Source organism: Psychrobacter sp. 1Y11, from assembly GCF_052259045.1.
In the GTDB taxonomy this organism is placed as follows: Bacteria; Pseudomonadota; Gammaproteobacteria; order Pseudomonadales; family Moraxellaceae; genus Psychrobacter.
Genome location: NZ_JBQQER010000018.1, coordinates 18392 through 33673 on the forward strand (window position 1 = coordinate 18392; position 15282 = coordinate 33673).

The 15282-nt window shown below is 45.5% G+C and carries 12 protein-coding genes; 3 read left to right on the plus strand and 9 right to left on the minus strand.

Going from position 1 to position 15282, the window contains the following annotated elements; genetic code table 11:
- Positions 1-45 precede the first annotated feature (45 nt).
- Positions 46-1236, plus strand: coding sequence for an SIP domain-containing protein (locus ACTXGJ_RS12145; RefSeq protein ID WP_443566097.1), 1191 nt, complete (start codon positions 46-48; stop codon positions 1234-1236).
- Between the two features lie 112 nt (positions 1237-1348).
- On the opposite strand, the gene ACTXGJ_RS12150 is transcribed toward ACTXGJ_RS12145, so the two are convergent.
- The 4 genes from ACTXGJ_RS12150 to ACTXGJ_RS12165 form a co-directional block, all read right to left on the minus strand.
- Positions 1349-3535 carry a TonB-dependent siderophore receptor gene (locus ACTXGJ_RS12150; protein ID WP_443566098.1) on the minus strand — a complete coding sequence of 729 codons (2187 nt, stop codon included), beginning with the start codon at positions 3533-3535 and terminating at the stop codon, positions 1349-1351.
- Positions 3536-3803: 268 nt separating this feature from the next.
- A complete protein-coding gene (locus ACTXGJ_RS12155) occupies positions 3804-4205 on the minus strand; it encodes an ExbD/TolR family protein (RefSeq protein WP_443566099.1) in 402 nt (133 codons plus the stop codon).
- A gap of 83 nt (positions 4206-4288) precedes the next feature.
- Positions 4289-4972 carry a MotA/TolQ/ExbB proton channel family protein gene (locus tag ACTXGJ_RS12160; protein WP_439244429.1) on the minus strand — a complete coding sequence of 228 codons (684 nt, stop codon included), beginning with the start codon at positions 4970-4972 and terminating at the stop codon, positions 4289-4291.
- A gap of 89 nt (positions 4973-5061) precedes the next feature.
- Entirely contained in the window at positions 5062-6012 is a 951-nt protein-coding gene (locus ACTXGJ_RS12165) for an energy transducer TonB (protein WP_443566100.1), read from the minus strand.
- A 330-nt stretch (positions 6013-6342) separates the two neighbouring features.
- Between ACTXGJ_RS12165 and modA the strand changes: the two genes are divergently transcribed.
- Positions 6343-7161 carry a molybdate ABC transporter substrate-binding protein gene (modA, locus tag ACTXGJ_RS12170; RefSeq protein WP_443566101.1) on the plus strand — a complete coding sequence of 273 codons (819 nt, stop codon included), beginning with the start codon at positions 6343-6345 and terminating at the stop codon, positions 7159-7161.
- Positions 7162-7193: 32 nt separating this feature from the next.
- Here the strand turns inward: modA and ACTXGJ_RS12175 are convergent, their stop codons facing one another.
- The 3 genes from ACTXGJ_RS12175 to ACTXGJ_RS12185 are packed head-to-tail and all read right to left on the minus strand — an operon-like array spanning position 7194 to position 9375.
- Complete coding sequence (locus ACTXGJ_RS12175) at positions 7194-7673, minus strand: hemerythrin domain-containing protein (RefSeq protein WP_443566102.1); 480 nt, start codon at positions 7671-7673, stop codon at positions 7194-7196.
- A gap of 46 nt (positions 7674-7719) precedes the next feature.
- Positions 7720-8592 (minus strand): alpha/beta fold hydrolase, encoded by an 873-nt coding sequence (locus ACTXGJ_RS12180; protein ID WP_443566103.1) that lies wholly within the window; start codon positions 8590-8592, stop codon positions 7720-7722.
- Positions 8593-8595: 3 nt separating this feature from the next.
- A complete protein-coding gene (locus ACTXGJ_RS12185; RefSeq protein WP_443566104.1) occupies positions 8596-9375 on the minus strand; it encodes a class II aldolase/adducin family protein in 780 nt (259 codons plus the stop codon).
- Between the two features lie 273 nt (positions 9376-9648).
- Here ACTXGJ_RS12185 and ACTXGJ_RS12190 point away from each other — a divergent pair, with 273 nt between their 5' ends.
- Positions 9649-10590, plus strand: coding sequence for an acyltransferase (locus ACTXGJ_RS12190; RefSeq protein WP_439244437.1), 942 nt, complete (start codon positions 9649-9651; stop codon positions 10588-10590).
- A gap of 129 nt (positions 10591-10719) precedes the next feature.
- Here the strand turns inward: ACTXGJ_RS12190 and ACTXGJ_RS12195 are convergent, their stop codons facing one another.
- On the minus strand, positions 10720-11556 hold the full coding sequence (locus tag ACTXGJ_RS12195) for an OmpA family protein (RefSeq protein WP_443566105.1): 837 nt from the start codon (positions 11554-11556) through the stop codon (positions 10720-10722).
- A gap of 85 nt (positions 11557-11641) precedes the next feature.
- Positions 11642-15282 (minus strand): beta strand repeat-containing protein (locus ACTXGJ_RS12200; protein WP_443566106.1); only part of this gene is annotated, 3641 nt, incomplete at its 5' end.

The window sequence follows — 15282 nt, forward strand, 5'->3', positions numbered from 1 at the left end:
ACAATTATCATTAACGTACTGGTAATTTTTATACGCGAGTATTTTATGGTTAATTCCTCTGCAGCCTCTAAAGACAACCGTTCTTATCAAGAGCCGTACACCCCGATACAAGTGCCTGAACTGACTGATATCATCACTCATCTTAACGAAGAGCATCTCGATGAGCTCATTGCTTTTGCTAGTGTTGTTACTGACCACTCCAAAGCTGAGCTTGATAAGTTGGACTTACAGCTAAGCGCTATTTATGCCGAAGGCTTCGCTCTACAAGCTCAACCTAAACCTTTAGAAAATCGCTCTACTAAATCACAGGAGCAATCTTCGCAGAATCAGCTGCTCTTTATTCCGTTCACCACCTCTATTACCCAGCTTGAGGACTTACAAACTCAGTATATTTTGCTCAAACAAAGAGTCGATAAAAAGCTCGGCAAAAAAACCATTAAGCTGACCAAGCAGGCGTTTAGCGTACGCAGCAACACTATGGTCAGCAAAAACATGCTTCGCCTTGAGCTTAGCCTTCCTGACTCCAGCACTTCTCAAAACACTGATAACGATACTGACACTGCTGCCGTTAACCAATCCAATTCAAGCCCTATGCCCATTAATGAGCCAGGCTATGCTTACTTGTTTGATTTAGAGCACAATATTCAAGATAGTCAGAAGAGAGATAATATAAAGACTCCGCGGCCACACTGCTATTACACGCTTAGAAAAGCATGGCAGACCGATACAGATAGACACGCGTGGGTCGATGTGTTTTTGCATGGCGACACCTCAGGTGGACTTTGGGCGGAGTCGCTACAAGCGGGCGATACCGTATTGATAAAGCGCGAAGTCCCCGAAAAGATTGAGCATTTGCAAGACGGACAAGCGTTACTTATTGCCGATGAAACTTCAATACCGACAGTGGCGCGCCTGCTTGAGCTTTGGGAAAATCCATTGCCGCCGCTGGTACTTTGTATCACTCAAGACGCAGGTGACCAAGCTTATTTTGATGAAGTTAAAAGCGATTTTACCCTTGTGCCTTTAGTTACTAATCAAGTTAATGCTGGTGCTGATTTGGCAACGCTTATCGATAATAATCTCGGCGCTTATTTAGTCAAGCAGCCTCTAAGTATTGATAAGGTTTGGGGCGCTTTAGAAGCAGGAACCGCCAAAGCCTTGCGCAAACTGCTCAAAGACAGACTGAATTTAGAGCGTAGTGATATGGTAGTAAAAGTTTATTGGCGTCATGATTAAGAGACATTTTTTTAACGATTTTATTTTTATGATTCGTAAAGCAACAAAACCCTGCTATTTATACAGCAGGGTTTATTATTAGTAGCAGCAACAAAATATTGAAACTTAGAGTTTAAAATTTAGCCGTCGCACTCACACTTATTTCACGTTCAGGCCCCATCCAGCAATTGTTTACATCAAAGCAATTACCGACGTAGGTTTTATCAAATAAATTACTGACATTCGCGCCTAGAGACCACGTTGGATTGAGCTGATATCTACCGCCTATATCCACTAAAGTCACACTTGGCAGCTCATCTGTATTGAGCCGGTCTATTTGCATACCGTCTTGATAACGCACGCCTGCATTGAGCGTTAGCTTCTCACTAGGATAAAAATCTGCCCATAGCGTCGCTTTATGCTTAGCAATTTGCGCCGGCATATTACCTACAGTCTCAGGGTTAATTACATCCTTTTTGATCTCAGCATCGGTATAGCTGTAGCTTGCTGCGATATCCATCCAGTCATTAACCAGGTGATTGGCTGATATCTCGAAGCCTTGCGAGCCAATTTCTCCCGTCTGAGTTTGATTCAGATAATTGACAAAGTCACTGACGACCACGTTTTCTTGCGTGATATCGAATATGGCGAGCGCCGCCTGCGTCGCATTATCAGATGAGAGGTATTTTAGTCCCACCTCTACTTGGTCGGCTTTGGTAGGCTCAAATGCTTCACCGGTAATAAAGTTGCTGCCCGTTACCGGCTGAAACGACTGCGAGTAGCTGGCATAAGGTGAGAAACCGTTAGCAAAGTTATAGATAGCCGCAATACGTCCACTAGTCTCATTGGCATCATTTATTATCGTCTCATCACTGTACACTTCACCTAGACTGGCTTTTATTTGTCTATTCTCACTCTTGAAATCATCATGACGCAGACCTGCCACCACCGTCAAATCTTGCCACTGCATCTCGTCTTGTATATAAAAACCAAGCTGGCGCAGATCGATATCATCAGATTGGCGGTAGTTCTCTAAAGGTAGCGTATTTGGATCAATCAGATCAAAATTAGGTTGGCCCAAATCAAGTGTTGGTGTGCCCTCTACTCCAGCATCATAGTAGAGTGCCTCGCTATCAGTCGTTTGATAGTCGATACCAAATAGCAGATTATGCTCAGTCTCACCAAGGCTAGTCTGATAAGCGAGCTGATTGTCAGTCGACCAGTTGCTCATTTCCTCATTGGTAGTATAAGCATCACGGATCAATATATTATCTGTGTCAGCAGCCAATCCTCTATTATAAATATTACGCTGCTTGGCTTCAGAGTCGGTAAAACGCTGAACATGCTTAAACTGTAAATTATCGCTGACATCCCAGTTGACGGTTAGGCTTGGCATGAGCACTTCTTTACTAAACGCTACCCAGTTGTCTCCTGCATAAGCATCGCTATCTAGCTTGCCATAGCTTGCACGATAGTTAGTACCTAATGCTGGCAATGGCGTCGATGGCACCATTTTTGGATCGTCTTGATAATAAACACTTGCTAATACTGAGATATCATCGCTCGCTTGCCACTCGATAGAAGGATTTATTAATAAACGCTCCTCTTCAGTGGTCTGCATTTGACCGTCTTTTTTACGCCCCAATGCTACAATACGATAGTTTAGGTTATTCGCTAGTGGTCCAGTGCTATCTAGCGCCAGCTCCCTTAAGTCTTGATTACCGACGCGCAATTTGACTTCATTTGCAGCCGTGCTCTGGGGAGTTTTGGCGATTTGATTGACAATACCGCCGGCAGAAGCATAACCATACAAAGAGGACGCTGAGCCTTTAACGACTTCTACCGCCTCGGTAGCATAAATATCAACTTGCGGCATCAAGTTCCACGTCCCGTCATACGGCAGCCTTAATCCATCATAAAAGTTAGAATATGTTTGAAAGCCTCTAATATTATACTCATCAAATATCGTCACCGTGCCTCGGCTTTCACTAGTTACTCCAGGCTCATAACGCAGCGCGGCATTAACAGAGTCAGCTTGCCGCTCTTGCAATAACTCCTGATCGATACGAGTATAAGTTACTGGCGCATCATCAGGGTCAAGCATAGTCTTAGTACCGGTCGTACGGTAACTATCTGCGTGCACGGTGATCGCCTCTAGTGTGGTACTGGGCATATTGGTTTGAGTCGATGTTTCAGGTTCACTAATGTTATCACTTATATCAATAAGGTCAGTCGCAGCATAAGCTTGATAACTTATACCCATTAAAAAACTAAGCTGTATCGCTTTGACTAAAGGTTTCTTGTGAGGATGTTTAGGCATAAAAGGCTCTTCATTTGGTTTTGAAAAGGGAAATAGCGGCTATAGAGATACTAATAAGTCGTTATTGTCTCTACATAGAGTAACAAAGCAGATAGAATATATAATAAAGACTCTCATTTGTAAATGATAATCATTATTATATATAAATTTTAGAGCCTAAAGTTATTCGGCAACAAAAAACCCTACTAGCTATGTCACTAGTAGGGTCTGGAGAAAAGTGCTAATCGTACTTATTATTATTATTATTTTTCAGTATTATTTAGACTGACTACTCATTAACAAAAGCAATCTTAGTCAGTCCTGCCCCGCTCGCTGCCGCAAGCACTTGCGCGACATTGTCATAGCGGCTGTCTTTATCGGCGCGCAGCTGAATAGAGGGATCTTTGCCGCTTACCCCTTGTTGCTGCAGACGCGTCTCAAGCTCATCCATACTAATTGCCTTGTCATCCCAAAATAGGCCTGCGTCTTTATCAATACTGATTTGAATGGGATCGACTGGCGGCTCATTGATCTCAGCACTGGTCTGCGGCAGATTAAGCGGTACGGTCGGATTAAGTACCGTCGCTGTTAATAAGAAGATAATCATCAATACCAGCATGACATCGATAAGTGGAATGAGGTTCATCTCATTCATACTTTGCGTGTCATCATCACCTAATTGAAAAGCCATAGTTGTCTCTTATTCTCAGTTGTCTTCTTAGATCTGTTATTCTCAGTGTCTATGCCAGTACCTATGTCAATACTTATACAAGTCTAGGATGACGCCTTTGATTGCGAGCTGACTGAATGTTGATATTGAGGCTGTGCTTGGTGATTAGAAGTCGTTGCGTCAACCCGTTCACTGGTCACAGCTCTTTGAGTAGACTCTGTCTTTGGTAGCGCATCGCGGGTAGACTGCGCTAGTAGATCATGAGCTTTGTCATTGGCATGGTACATCACCCGGCGATTGATACGGATAGCTAGGTTATAAAACACCACGGCTGGAATAGCAACGGCGATACCTAAACCGGTCATAATCAAGGCTTCCCCTACTGGCCCTGCCACTTGTGCTAGACCTGCCTGCCCGGTTGTACCAATATTATGCAAGGCATGAAAGATACCCCACACTGTACCAAACAGCCCGATAAACGGCGCGATGGCAGCCGTGGTGCCCAAGATTGGTAATCCGCGCTCACTGGCAAAACGGTAGCGGCCAATATGTTTGAGCAGGGTTTGCTCAGTGACTAAGCGCTGATTTGCACTATCAGATGCTGCCAATTCAGCACGGCTAGCCTGAATCTGCTGCGCTAAGTCGTCGGCAACCGTCGCTGCTAATTTTCGGCTTTGGATAATACGGATAATACCTGTCACCCAAGAGAGTACCGATAATGCTAACAGCAAGAAAAACAAAGTTCTTGTCACCATATCGCTGTATTGCCAGTAGCTTGCAAAGTCCATTGTAGACTCCTTATTGTTTTTGATACTTTGTTTTTGATACTTAATATTTAAACGGTAAGTAAAGTCTTTTGCTGTAATCTATTGTGTCGTTATCTCGGTACTTCATAGACGATAGGTAGAGTGACATTACCGACTACAGCGGCGCCGTTTTTCTTAAAAGGGTTAAACCTACCTTGACTCACTTGCTGCTGCGCTGCTTGATCCACTGACGGATTACCCGACGACTTGGCAACGTTAACACTTTCGATAGCGCCTTGTTTATTTACTCGTAGTCTCAATACCACTTCTAGCTTTTGACCAGGACGCGTCCTACGCTTAGCTCGTGCATCGTTAGGGAAACTAAAGCGTGGAGTAGACGCCCAATCGGCACTAGTCGCTGTAAAACTCACAGGCTCACTATTTGCTGCTTGTTCTGCAGCTTTGCGCTTGGCTGCTTCCTCTGCTTTGATTCTCGCTTGTTCGGCGGCCTTGCGCCTATCTTCTTCTGCTTTGATTCTCGCTTCTTCCTGCGCGTTTAATCGTGCTTGCTCTTGCGCTTCTAGTCGTTCTTGTTCTTGCGCTTGTAGTCTTGCGCTTTCTTGGGCTTTGAGTTCTGCTTGTTTTTGCGCGTTTAGTATTGCCTGCCGTTCTTGTTCTACTACTCTTTTGTCTTGCACTTCTTGCTTAGGTTGCTGTGTATTTAGTGGTTTTTTACTTTTTGGTTTAGGTTCTGGTTTGGTTTCAGGTTCAACCTGCGGTACCGGCTCAGGTCGCAGCGCTACAGTAGATACTGGCTCAGACTTTGGTTCAGCTTTTGGCTCGGGGATTGGTTCAATGACTGGTTCAGCTTGCGGCTGAACCTCTACAACCTCAGGTTTTTCGATAATAGGTTTAATGATTTCAATTTCCAATGGCGGTGCTTCTACAAGCTCAGGGATAGCTACTTCTGGTGTTTTTACATTGGCAAGTGCCCATCCTGTAATAGCATGAAGCGCAATTACAGCGATAAATGTCCCTGTATAAAGGTTTGGAAAAGTTTTTTTATTGGTTTTTTCAGTCATAACGATTTATCAAATAGTATTTGAGTGATTCATCTTATGCTTTATAAGTTATGTAAGGCTTATAAGTATCAGTGACGTTAAGATGAGAGTTTTGCGAGAAATCAGAGCAACAGCAGCCATCAATTCGCTAAGTTAACAGTGCTCATTTCGTGATATTTTATAGGCCAGTTATAAGAATAACCTCAACAAGAAGGCATTATAAATGATAATTATTATTATTACCATAATCAATTAGATGCTACGGTTAATCTATTACAAAATAAATAGGGTTTTCAAAAATCAAGGCTGTTAGGTACACTTGCGATTGGATAATCAGAAGATAGAGTGACAATGAAAACAATAGTAATAACGGTACTCTGCTTAGCAGTTACGCTCACGGCTTGTGGTAAAGACAGCACTATAGATAACCCTGAGTCGACTCAATCGTTACGAATCGCTGCTGCTGCCAACTTATCGGACGTCTTGCCTAAAGTCATTGCAGGCTATAAAGTCGATAATAATCTGCCAGCTCAAGAAATCGAGGTCACTTATGCCTCCTCAGGTAAGCTCTATGCGCAAATCACTTCAGGCGCGCCATACGATCTATTTTTATCTGCTAACCAAGAGTTTCCTACCAAACTAGCCGCAGAAGCACTAGCGATTGATAAGGCGACTGGCCAAAATAGCACTCAGCCATTCACTTACACTCAAGGTCAGCTAGCGCTCTATAGCGTTGTTCATTCTCTAAGCGAGCTTAATCCGGCTACCCTCAATAAATTATTGACAGCGAAATCTGCTAAGGTCACCATTGCCAACCCGCAGCTAGCGCCTTACGGCGACTCTGCCAGAGCTTATCTGCAAAGCCAAAATATTTACGACGCTATGCTCGAACAAAAACGCCTAATACAAGCTGAGAATATCGGCCAGGCCTTTCAATATGCGCATACTGGCAGTGTCGATTATGGGTTTGTGGCGCAAGCTCAGCTGATCGCGAGCAAAGCTAAGCCTGAACAGTTCTATACCTTAGCGCCGACATCTTATCCGCCGATATTACAAGACGGCATAGTGCTCAATAAGCGCCCTATCGCTACTGACTTCTCCCATTATCTGCAATCCAGTGCTGGCCAACAGTACTTCGCTGACGCCGGTTATCTGCCAGTTCAACGATAGTTTTGACTCTTTATCTAAACAGCTTTTATGATTTAACGGCTCTCATCTGGGCGTGTGACGCTATCAGGACTGGCGGTATAAATAGCATCTAATTCCGCTGTTGTCAGATAGCGCTCAGCAATAGGAAACAGTTCGCGCTCTTCAAAACGAATATGGTCGTATAGCAAAGTAGCGAGTTTTTGGACTTGGGTGACGCTGATATTCTGGCTTTGAGAGTTTGCAGGGTTTTGGGTTTGAACCATCAAAGCATGTAGAGACTTATGCTGTTCGTCGAGCGTCGTGAGCGCTGAGGCCACTTCGGGCTGACTGATACTATAAGGCAGTAGCGCAGTGGCGATGAGATGATCTTCAATCTCAAAATGACTTTGCAAATCATTAAGATAAGCAGTGAGATTGTGCCAATGTTTACTGATGTCTTCAGGTTTGTCAGGGCACTCTTTTGCATGGCGAGATATATTGAGACCCAAGTGATGTTGGCGAGATAGAGGCTGTAATTGGGCGGCGCGTTTCATAGTGAGTCCTTTTTAGTCGTTATGTCTTTTTAATAGTAAATCCTCATTAATTTATACTTTCTCTAAACTGTAAATAAGCTGTCGTCACCGCCTCAGCCTCTTCAAGCTGCGGATAATGACCTAATGCTAATAACTCAGTGACATTGGCATTAGGAATTAACTGCCGATAACGCTCGACCATATGCTGGCCTGAGATGGGATCTTTAAGGCCATTAATGAGCTTGACCGGTACGCTACTCTCAATAATAGCCTCGACCCAACGCTTGCGGTGCTGCTGACGTTGCGGCATATAGTCAATGAGTTTATACATCACCGCAAGACCTTTATTATGATTGAGCAGTTGCCATAGGCTGTCGATAACCTCAGGGGTTGGCGGCGTATTTGGGCCAAAGATGCGCCGTAGATTATCCGCAAATTTGGGCTTAGTGATAAGCTTTGAGACTAAGGGTCCTAAAGGCGAGAGTAGCAATTTTTGGATTAACACTGGCTTATGCGCTTCCGGGAACAGACCACCATTGAGCAGGCACACACTAGCGATACGCTGTTTTGCACTACCGTCACGCAGCCTAGCTAGCAGCTCTTGCGCTACCGTATCGCCATAATCGTGAGCTAAAATGTGATACTCGGTGATTTTGAGATTAAGTAAATACTGCTCAAAAATATCCGCCTGCTCTGTTATCAAGTAACGCGCGTTTTTAGGCTTGGCAGAAAACCCAAAACCTAACATATCGAGCGTAATCACATAATAGCGCTGGGTCAGCGCCTGCCACATTCCCTCCCAGTCCCAGCTGGCGCTCGGATAACCATGGATTAACACTAGCGCTGGGGCACTGCTATCACCGCCTGTGCGAGTAAAGATTTGCTGTCCATTGATTGACTCAAGCTGCCCTTGTTGTCGCCACTGCTGCAGAGTAATCATCAGCTACTCCGCAAAAGACGGATCGGTGCGACGTAGCTTACGCAGTAGTGCCGGCCAAGCGATATCTCCGCCAGCGCCTTTGGTTACCTCTGCTGAGGCAGCCTGAATACCGGCTAGGATCTGCGGCGCTATCATAGTCAGCTCACGACCGCCGCTTTGCGCTTTGATTTGTACCTCGCAAGCTCTTTGCATGATATACATAAAAAGAAAAGCATCGGCCACGGTATGGGCGCAAGTCAGCAGGCCATGATTACGTAGGATCATAAAGTTTGCATCCGCTAGATCGGCGACCAGACGTACTTTTTCATCCGGGTTTAGCGCTACCCCTTCATAGTCGTGATAAGCCAAGTTTGATAAGGGGAATAGCGATTGCTGCGAGATAGGTAGCAGGCCTTGCTGCTGAGTAGACACCGCCACCCCATCGCTCGTATGCAGATGTATCACGCAATGAGCATCGCTACGCGCCTCATGGACGGCGCTATGAATGGTAAAGCCTGCCGGATTGATATCATAAGCAGATGCGTCGATCTTTTCGCCGGCTTGATTGACTTTAACTAGGTTTGAGGCGGTAATCTCTTCAAATAACAAACCATAAGGGTTGATCAAAAACGCATCATCGCTATCGGGCACGCGCGCTGAGATATGAGTAAAGACCAAATCATCCCAACCGTATAGAGCAATCAGCCGATAGCAAGCGGCCAAATCAACGCGCATCTGCCACTCTGCGGCGCTGACGTTATCTTTTACATTCGCAGCTATTTGGTTATTTAGATCGTTCGTCATAGTGTCATCCTTTACTGTGTTGGCTCTTAAAGAGTATGAGCTAAGTCCGTTACTTTATTCTAAACACTTTTATCCACTTAAAGCTATCGCTAAAAATGAGTAGTCATCATCCTTTGTTATTAGGCATCAAGTTGTTCTTATCAATTTTAGCGCACCGCAGCCCTTTGTTACCACCAGTCACGCTAGTCTGACTACCCTGCACCATATTTCTGCTAAAATTGTGTCGTAATGTTACAGCCATTAATAATAGAAAATCTAAAGGAAAGGTTTGCTATGCGATTAAACTCACTTTTTCAAAAAATGCATGAGCGTACGCCAAAGCTTGGCAAAGCGGTATCATTAGCGACAGCGACAGGGGTCATTGTTGGTAATAGTTTCGCTGGAAGTATCCCTATCTGGCTAATGGGCGCCACCAAAATCATTACTGGCGCTGATATCGCTGATAAAACCGTGATAAAAATTGCTAACTATTGGATCAATAGTAATAACACTTTGATCGATACTATCTTACCTAAAAAAGACTGGCGCGTTAGTCTGCCTGATGATGTCGATGTCCATGGTAAATACTTACTGGTCAGCAACCATCAATCGTGGGTCGATACTAGCATCGTACAATATATCAGCCGCGATCGTCTGCCTTTGACGCGGTTTTTTACTAAGTTTGAGCTGATATATATCCCTATCGTCGGTCAGACCTTTTACTTTTTAGACTTCCCCATGATGCGCCGCCACTCTAAGCAAGCAGTGACCAAAAACCCTGCACTAGCGGGCAAAGATATCATCGAGGCCAAACGTGCTTGCGCGCTATTAAAAGATAAGCCTTTTACCTTACTCAACTATCTAGAAGGTACGCGCTTCACCCCAAAAAAGCGTGATGCACAGCAATCGCCCTACACCCATCTGCTTAAACCGCGGGCCGGTGGTCTAGCGCTAGCGATCAATGCTTTGGGGAATGAGATCGATGGTATCTTAGATATGACCATCGTCTATCCTGATGGCATACCAACTTATGGCGAGCTGTGGCAAGGCAATATCAAGCGCTTAGGTGTCGATGTCAGACATATCGAAATCCCTGACGAGCTATTTGCTAGTCTCCAAAACGGCGGTTACGAGAACGACGGGGCTACCAAAGAGCAAATGTTTGCTTGGGTTGAGCAGCTGTGGCGTCAAAAGGATAAACGCATCACGTCAATGTTGGCTGAATTTGACACCTAATAATTAAATTTTTTTCTACGCTAATGGACGTTTACCGTCCAAAATTACGCAAAAAAAGGGGCTAATCATAGATTGGCCCCTTCTTTGTAGATAACATGAATTTATACAGCGTTTGAAAGGTAGAGAAGCTTATTGCATAAACATCACATCAATAGTGACACGGCGATTCGGCTGCAAGCAAGCAATCTCTTGCTCACGCGGTAGCGACGTTGAGCACTGTTGTACTGGCTGCATCTCCCCCGCCCCTGCTGCTGAGATTGTGTTGGGATTGACCCCTTGACTGACTAAGTAGTTGGCGACCGTCTGCGCGCGCTGCGTTGATAGTCTCAAATTATAGGCCTCGTCACCTTTTCGATCCGTATGACCGGTAATGAGCACACGACTGCTGCCCATCTGCTGATACTCTCTGAGCTTTTGCGCTAAAGCGTCAAGCTCATATCTGCCATCTGGTATGATGTCTTGAGCACTAGACTTATCAAATGCAAATAAAGCATCAGCACCTAGATTGATACGCTCTGTCATAGGCGGCGTCACGGCTACGGGTGCATATGGCATGCTAGCCGCTGTGTTAGGAGCGCAATCGGCAGGCAACCAATAAAACTCCTGCCCTCTATACTCTTTATCAAAGATGACCTTATATTGGCAGATCTTAACTTGATCATTTTCATCATAAAACTTAAAGATATAATCCCATTCGCGCGCTTTGTAACCTTCGCTAAAGTGCGGCGGGCCGATAAGCTGATACAGCTCATCTTTATTAACACCAGCTCTTATCTTAGCAAGATTATCTTCGTTGACGAATTTGCCTTCTTGTTGCCAAGCCTCATCGGTTGCTGGAAACACTAAATCACTAGCATTGACGTGACCATTGTCAGTCAAGTTGCTACTGACATTACGGGTGCAGCCAACTGCTGACATGAGCATTACGGCAAGGACAATACTGTTACGATATAAAGATTTTTTCATTATTCATTCCTCAATAGATCTTATAGTTGGTGTGAAAGCGCTTGTCTATCCAAAACAAGCGCTTTCATTAAGCGTAGTAGCTATATTAGAAATGAAAGCCTGCGCCAATTGCGCCGCCAGCATTGCCTTGAGTATCTGCGGTACCGTTGATCTTCATGACCCAACGACCATTATCAGAGACTCTTGAGACCCCAATTGCAACCGCGCTCTCGCCGTTGTAAGTTGCGACACCGCCACCGACCATAGACTTACCAGGGATATAAGCTTGCGGTAGTGAAGACATCGCCATCGCCGCTGAAATACCGGCATTAGCGTCATCTTCGACTTCGCCAATCTTATATCCTAGATCATTGACGCTATTGCTCAGCTTGCTATCTAGAGCGTTTAGCTGACCTAGATTGACAGCATCATTGACTTCGACACCATCAGCAACGCCTGTGATCGTCTTGCCACCTGCATCAATACCGTTTGCAGTAATGCTTGGGCCCGTTGCAGCGCCTTTGTTATCAGTGAAGCTTACGCCTGCTTGATTAAGGACCGTGCTACCTGTCGTACCCGTGACTTCAAGACCGTTGGCACCATAGTTAGCAGTGTTATCGCCATCAGTAACGTTAGTTCCTGAGCCTGTAACTGTGGTCACGTTATCACCATCCGTAATAGTGTTCCCTAATGCAGTGCTGTTGTTCGTCTTACCGTCAGCATTGATGATAGTCGTACCGGTAGCCGTTAGAGTCGTCTCGTTACCCTCATCATCAGTAGCAGTGACGCTATCAACTACTAAGTCAGGATCAGTAGCGACTTCGTAGTTAGTAGACCCTGTATCAGCGTCAACCGTTTCGGTAACGACAATGTTATTACCTTCACTGACTGTGTTCTTACCAGCGGAAGCCGCATCGCCAACGGCTTGAATAGCGTCATTGATATTGTTCTGACCTGTACCGCCGATGTTATTGTTAGTGAAAGTACCGTCTTCTGGGTTGTAAGTCGTATTACCACCGACAATTCCAGCGACCCCACTACCTTGTTCAAATAGCTGACCGCCATTGATGACATCATTACTATCTGCCGCAACCTGACCATCAGCGGCCCCGGTTAATACGCGGTCACCCTCAGTACCAGAGAAGTCAACATTAGTGCCGCCAGTCTGACCACCAACGGTAATATCACCAGTATCAGGATCCTGACGGACGATACCGGCAGTACCATTGGTGATGTCAGTGATGTTATCGGCGTTAGTTGAGACGCGATTATCTAGGCCGCCGAGTGCATCGCCTACATTATCGTAGGCAGTCGTACCGCCATTACCGTTGTCTAACACATAGTTTGGCGCACTAACGATACCATCAGCATTCACTGTTGAACCGCCGCCAAAGTTATTAGCGATAGAGTTGGCAGTACCAAATAGCTGACCACCATTAATGGCGTCTTGACTAGTAGTACTGACTTCTCCGGCAGCGACATTAACAATTCTATTACCACCGTTATTAAGACCATTACCATCCAAGGTAATCGTATTATTAGCACCGTTTACAATAGTGATGCCGGCGTTATTTAACGTAGTATTGCCTGTAGTGACGCTGGTCACGTTAATGTTTTCAGCGAGGTCATAGTTGATACCGTTATCAGTGACTGTCGCGACTAAGTTGCCATCGCTATTAGTAAAGTCAACGGTCTCACCCAGCTTTACGTTATCAACGGTTTTACTATCTGCTAGCGCTGAGTTGTCAGCACTGATGTTAAAGCCGGTGTCGATCAGTCCGGTAGTGGTGTTCTGAATATCACCAATGTTGGCACCATTGTTCGGGTTGGCAACATTGATATCAGTGACCACATCACCGTCAACGTTGGTCATACCACTAGCAACGTTGGTGATCTGGTTGTTGCCAGCATCAATACCACCTGCAGTCATGCTTGGGGTGTTGTCACGCTTATTGCCTGCGGCGTCTACGAACTGGACACCGCCTTGGTTGATGGTAAAGCGGTTACCAGCTTCGCCAAAGGTGGCACTGTTAAGATCGGTTAGGTTCTTAGCCATGACTAGGTTAAGCTTGCCATCTTTACTATCGACACGTAGGTTGGCGCCCGATGCGGTTGCACTCTCTGCCAATTCACCTTCGATGTTTAAGGTTTCGTTAAGCTGCTTGGCGATGGTGTCACCAGTGTTACCAGCAAACTTCAGACCGTCTTGCATGGTCGCCACTTCGATGTCGTCAATGACAACGCGAGTTATGCCATCTTTACCGTCTACACCGGCTACGCCATTAGCTACGGTAATGATGCCGTTAGCGCCATCTTTACCATTGATACCGATAGTGCCATCTTTACCGTTAATGGTGACGCCATTTTTACCATCTTTACCATTCACTGTGATAAGACCGTCTTCGCCCGAGCCGCCGACGTTTAAGTCGTTGCCTAGAGTGAAGTCTACATTGTTGTCAGAGACAGTGGTAACGATACTACCGTCTGTACTGTCATAAGTCACTGTTTCACCAAGTTGGACATTATCAGGACTTCCATTAGCACCTGCAATGTTAAAGCCTTGGTTAATAGTGTCGTTAGTAGCGTTATTTACTGCTGCTAGCTGTTCTTGGGTCGCTGCTTGTCCGCCGGTGTAGTTGGCATCTGGATCAAAGCTGGTGTTGGTTAAGCCTGAGACGGTGCCGTTGTTGCCATCAATGGTGACAGGGTTGGTTTGACCGACACTGATGCTGTCGCCCAGTCCTAGTTGTACGCCATCAGCAGTCGTGGTACTGGTTAGGTTGCTGTCGCCTTTAACATTAATGGTGTCGCCTAGGGCAAATTGGTTGTTGGTTGTACCATTACCAAATTTGATGCCTTTGTTGATCTCGGTAGTGTTGCTGGTTGTGCGACCATCTAGATTACCTAACGCGGCGCCAACGTTGTTGACGGTTACATCGGTGCCGGTGTTGTTACCATCGTCAAGCTCATAGCTTGGGGCGCTTAGTGTGCCATCTGTGTTGACAGTGGTGCCGCCACCTAAGTTGTTGGCAACAGATTCGGCGGTATCAAACAACTGGCTGCCATTAATGGCGTCCGTTGAGGTGTCACTAATAGTACCAGGGGCAACATTGGTGATCTTGTCACCGCCGACATCTAATCCATTTGCGGTGCTGGTTAAGATGGTGTTGTTCGTGCCATCTCCTAGGGTGACTTTAGTGAACTCAACCTCGTCACTGGTTGCCACTTTGATGACTTGATCATTGTCACGGGTGATTTTGATGTTTTTGCCATCAACGAATTGTACAGTCTCGCCTGGGGCAACGTTGTCAGAGGCGGTGTCATTGACTTTGACGTTCCAACCTTTATTTGCTGTGGTGTTGACGGCGTCTAATTGATTGACGTTAACAGCGTCTGTACCGTTGACACCGGCTGCAACGTTCACAATGGTGTTGCCACCATTATCAAGACCTGTGTTAGTCAAGCTGACATCAGTAATACCAGCAGGAGCGCCTGGGGCTTTGGTGATGATGATGCCATCATTATTAACGGTGGTTGCACCAGTCTTAACACTACCAGCAGTACCTAGATCTAGGTTTTTGTTTAGGCTGACTTGTACGCCATCAGCAGTCGTGGTACTGGTTAGGTTGCTGTCGCCTTTGACATTAATGGTGTCGCCTAGGGCAAATTTGTTGTTGGTTGTACCATTACCAAATTTGATGCCTTTGTTGATCTCGGTAGTGTTGCTGGTTGTGCGACCATCTAGAT

Excerpts from the sequence above, each read along its gene's own strand:
- ACTXGJ_RS12145 (WP_443566097.1), top strand. The coding sequence starts at position 46 with ATGGTTAATTCCTCTGCAGCCTCTAAAGACAACCGTTCTTATCAAGAG.
- ACTXGJ_RS12150 (WP_443566098.1), bottom strand. The coding sequence starts at position 3,535 with ATGCCTAAACATCCTCACAAGAAACCTTTAGTCAAAGCGATACAGCTT.
- ACTXGJ_RS12155 (WP_443566099.1), bottom strand. The coding sequence starts at position 4,205 with ATGGCTTTTCAATTAGGTGATGATGACACGCAAAGTATGAATGAGATG.
- ACTXGJ_RS12160 (WP_439244429.1), bottom strand. The coding sequence starts at position 4,972 with ATGGACTTTGCAAGCTACTGGCAATACAGCGATATGGTGACAAGAACT.
- ACTXGJ_RS12165 (WP_443566100.1), bottom strand. The coding sequence starts at position 6,012 with ATGACTGAAAAAACCAATAAAAAAACTTTTCCAAACCTTTATACAGGG.
- modA (WP_443566101.1), top strand. The coding sequence starts at position 6,343 with ATGAAAACAATAGTAATAACGGTACTCTGCTTAGCAGTTACGCTCACG.
- ACTXGJ_RS12175 (WP_443566102.1), bottom strand. The coding sequence starts at position 7,673 with ATGAAACGCGCCGCCCAATTACAGCCTCTATCTCGCCAACATCACTTG.
- ACTXGJ_RS12180 (WP_443566103.1), bottom strand. The coding sequence starts at position 8,592 with ATGATTACTCTGCAGCAGTGGCGACAACAAGGGCAGCTTGAGTCAATC.
- ACTXGJ_RS12185 (WP_443566104.1), bottom strand. The coding sequence starts at position 9,375 with ATGACGAACGATCTAAATAACCAAATAGCTGCGAATGTAAAAGATAAC.
- ACTXGJ_RS12190 (WP_439244437.1), top strand. The coding sequence starts at position 9,649 with ATGCGATTAAACTCACTTTTTCAAAAAATGCATGAGCGTACGCCAAAG.
- ACTXGJ_RS12195 (WP_443566105.1), bottom strand. The coding sequence starts at position 11,556 with ATGAAAAAATCTTTATATCGTAACAGTATTGTCCTTGCCGTAATGCTC.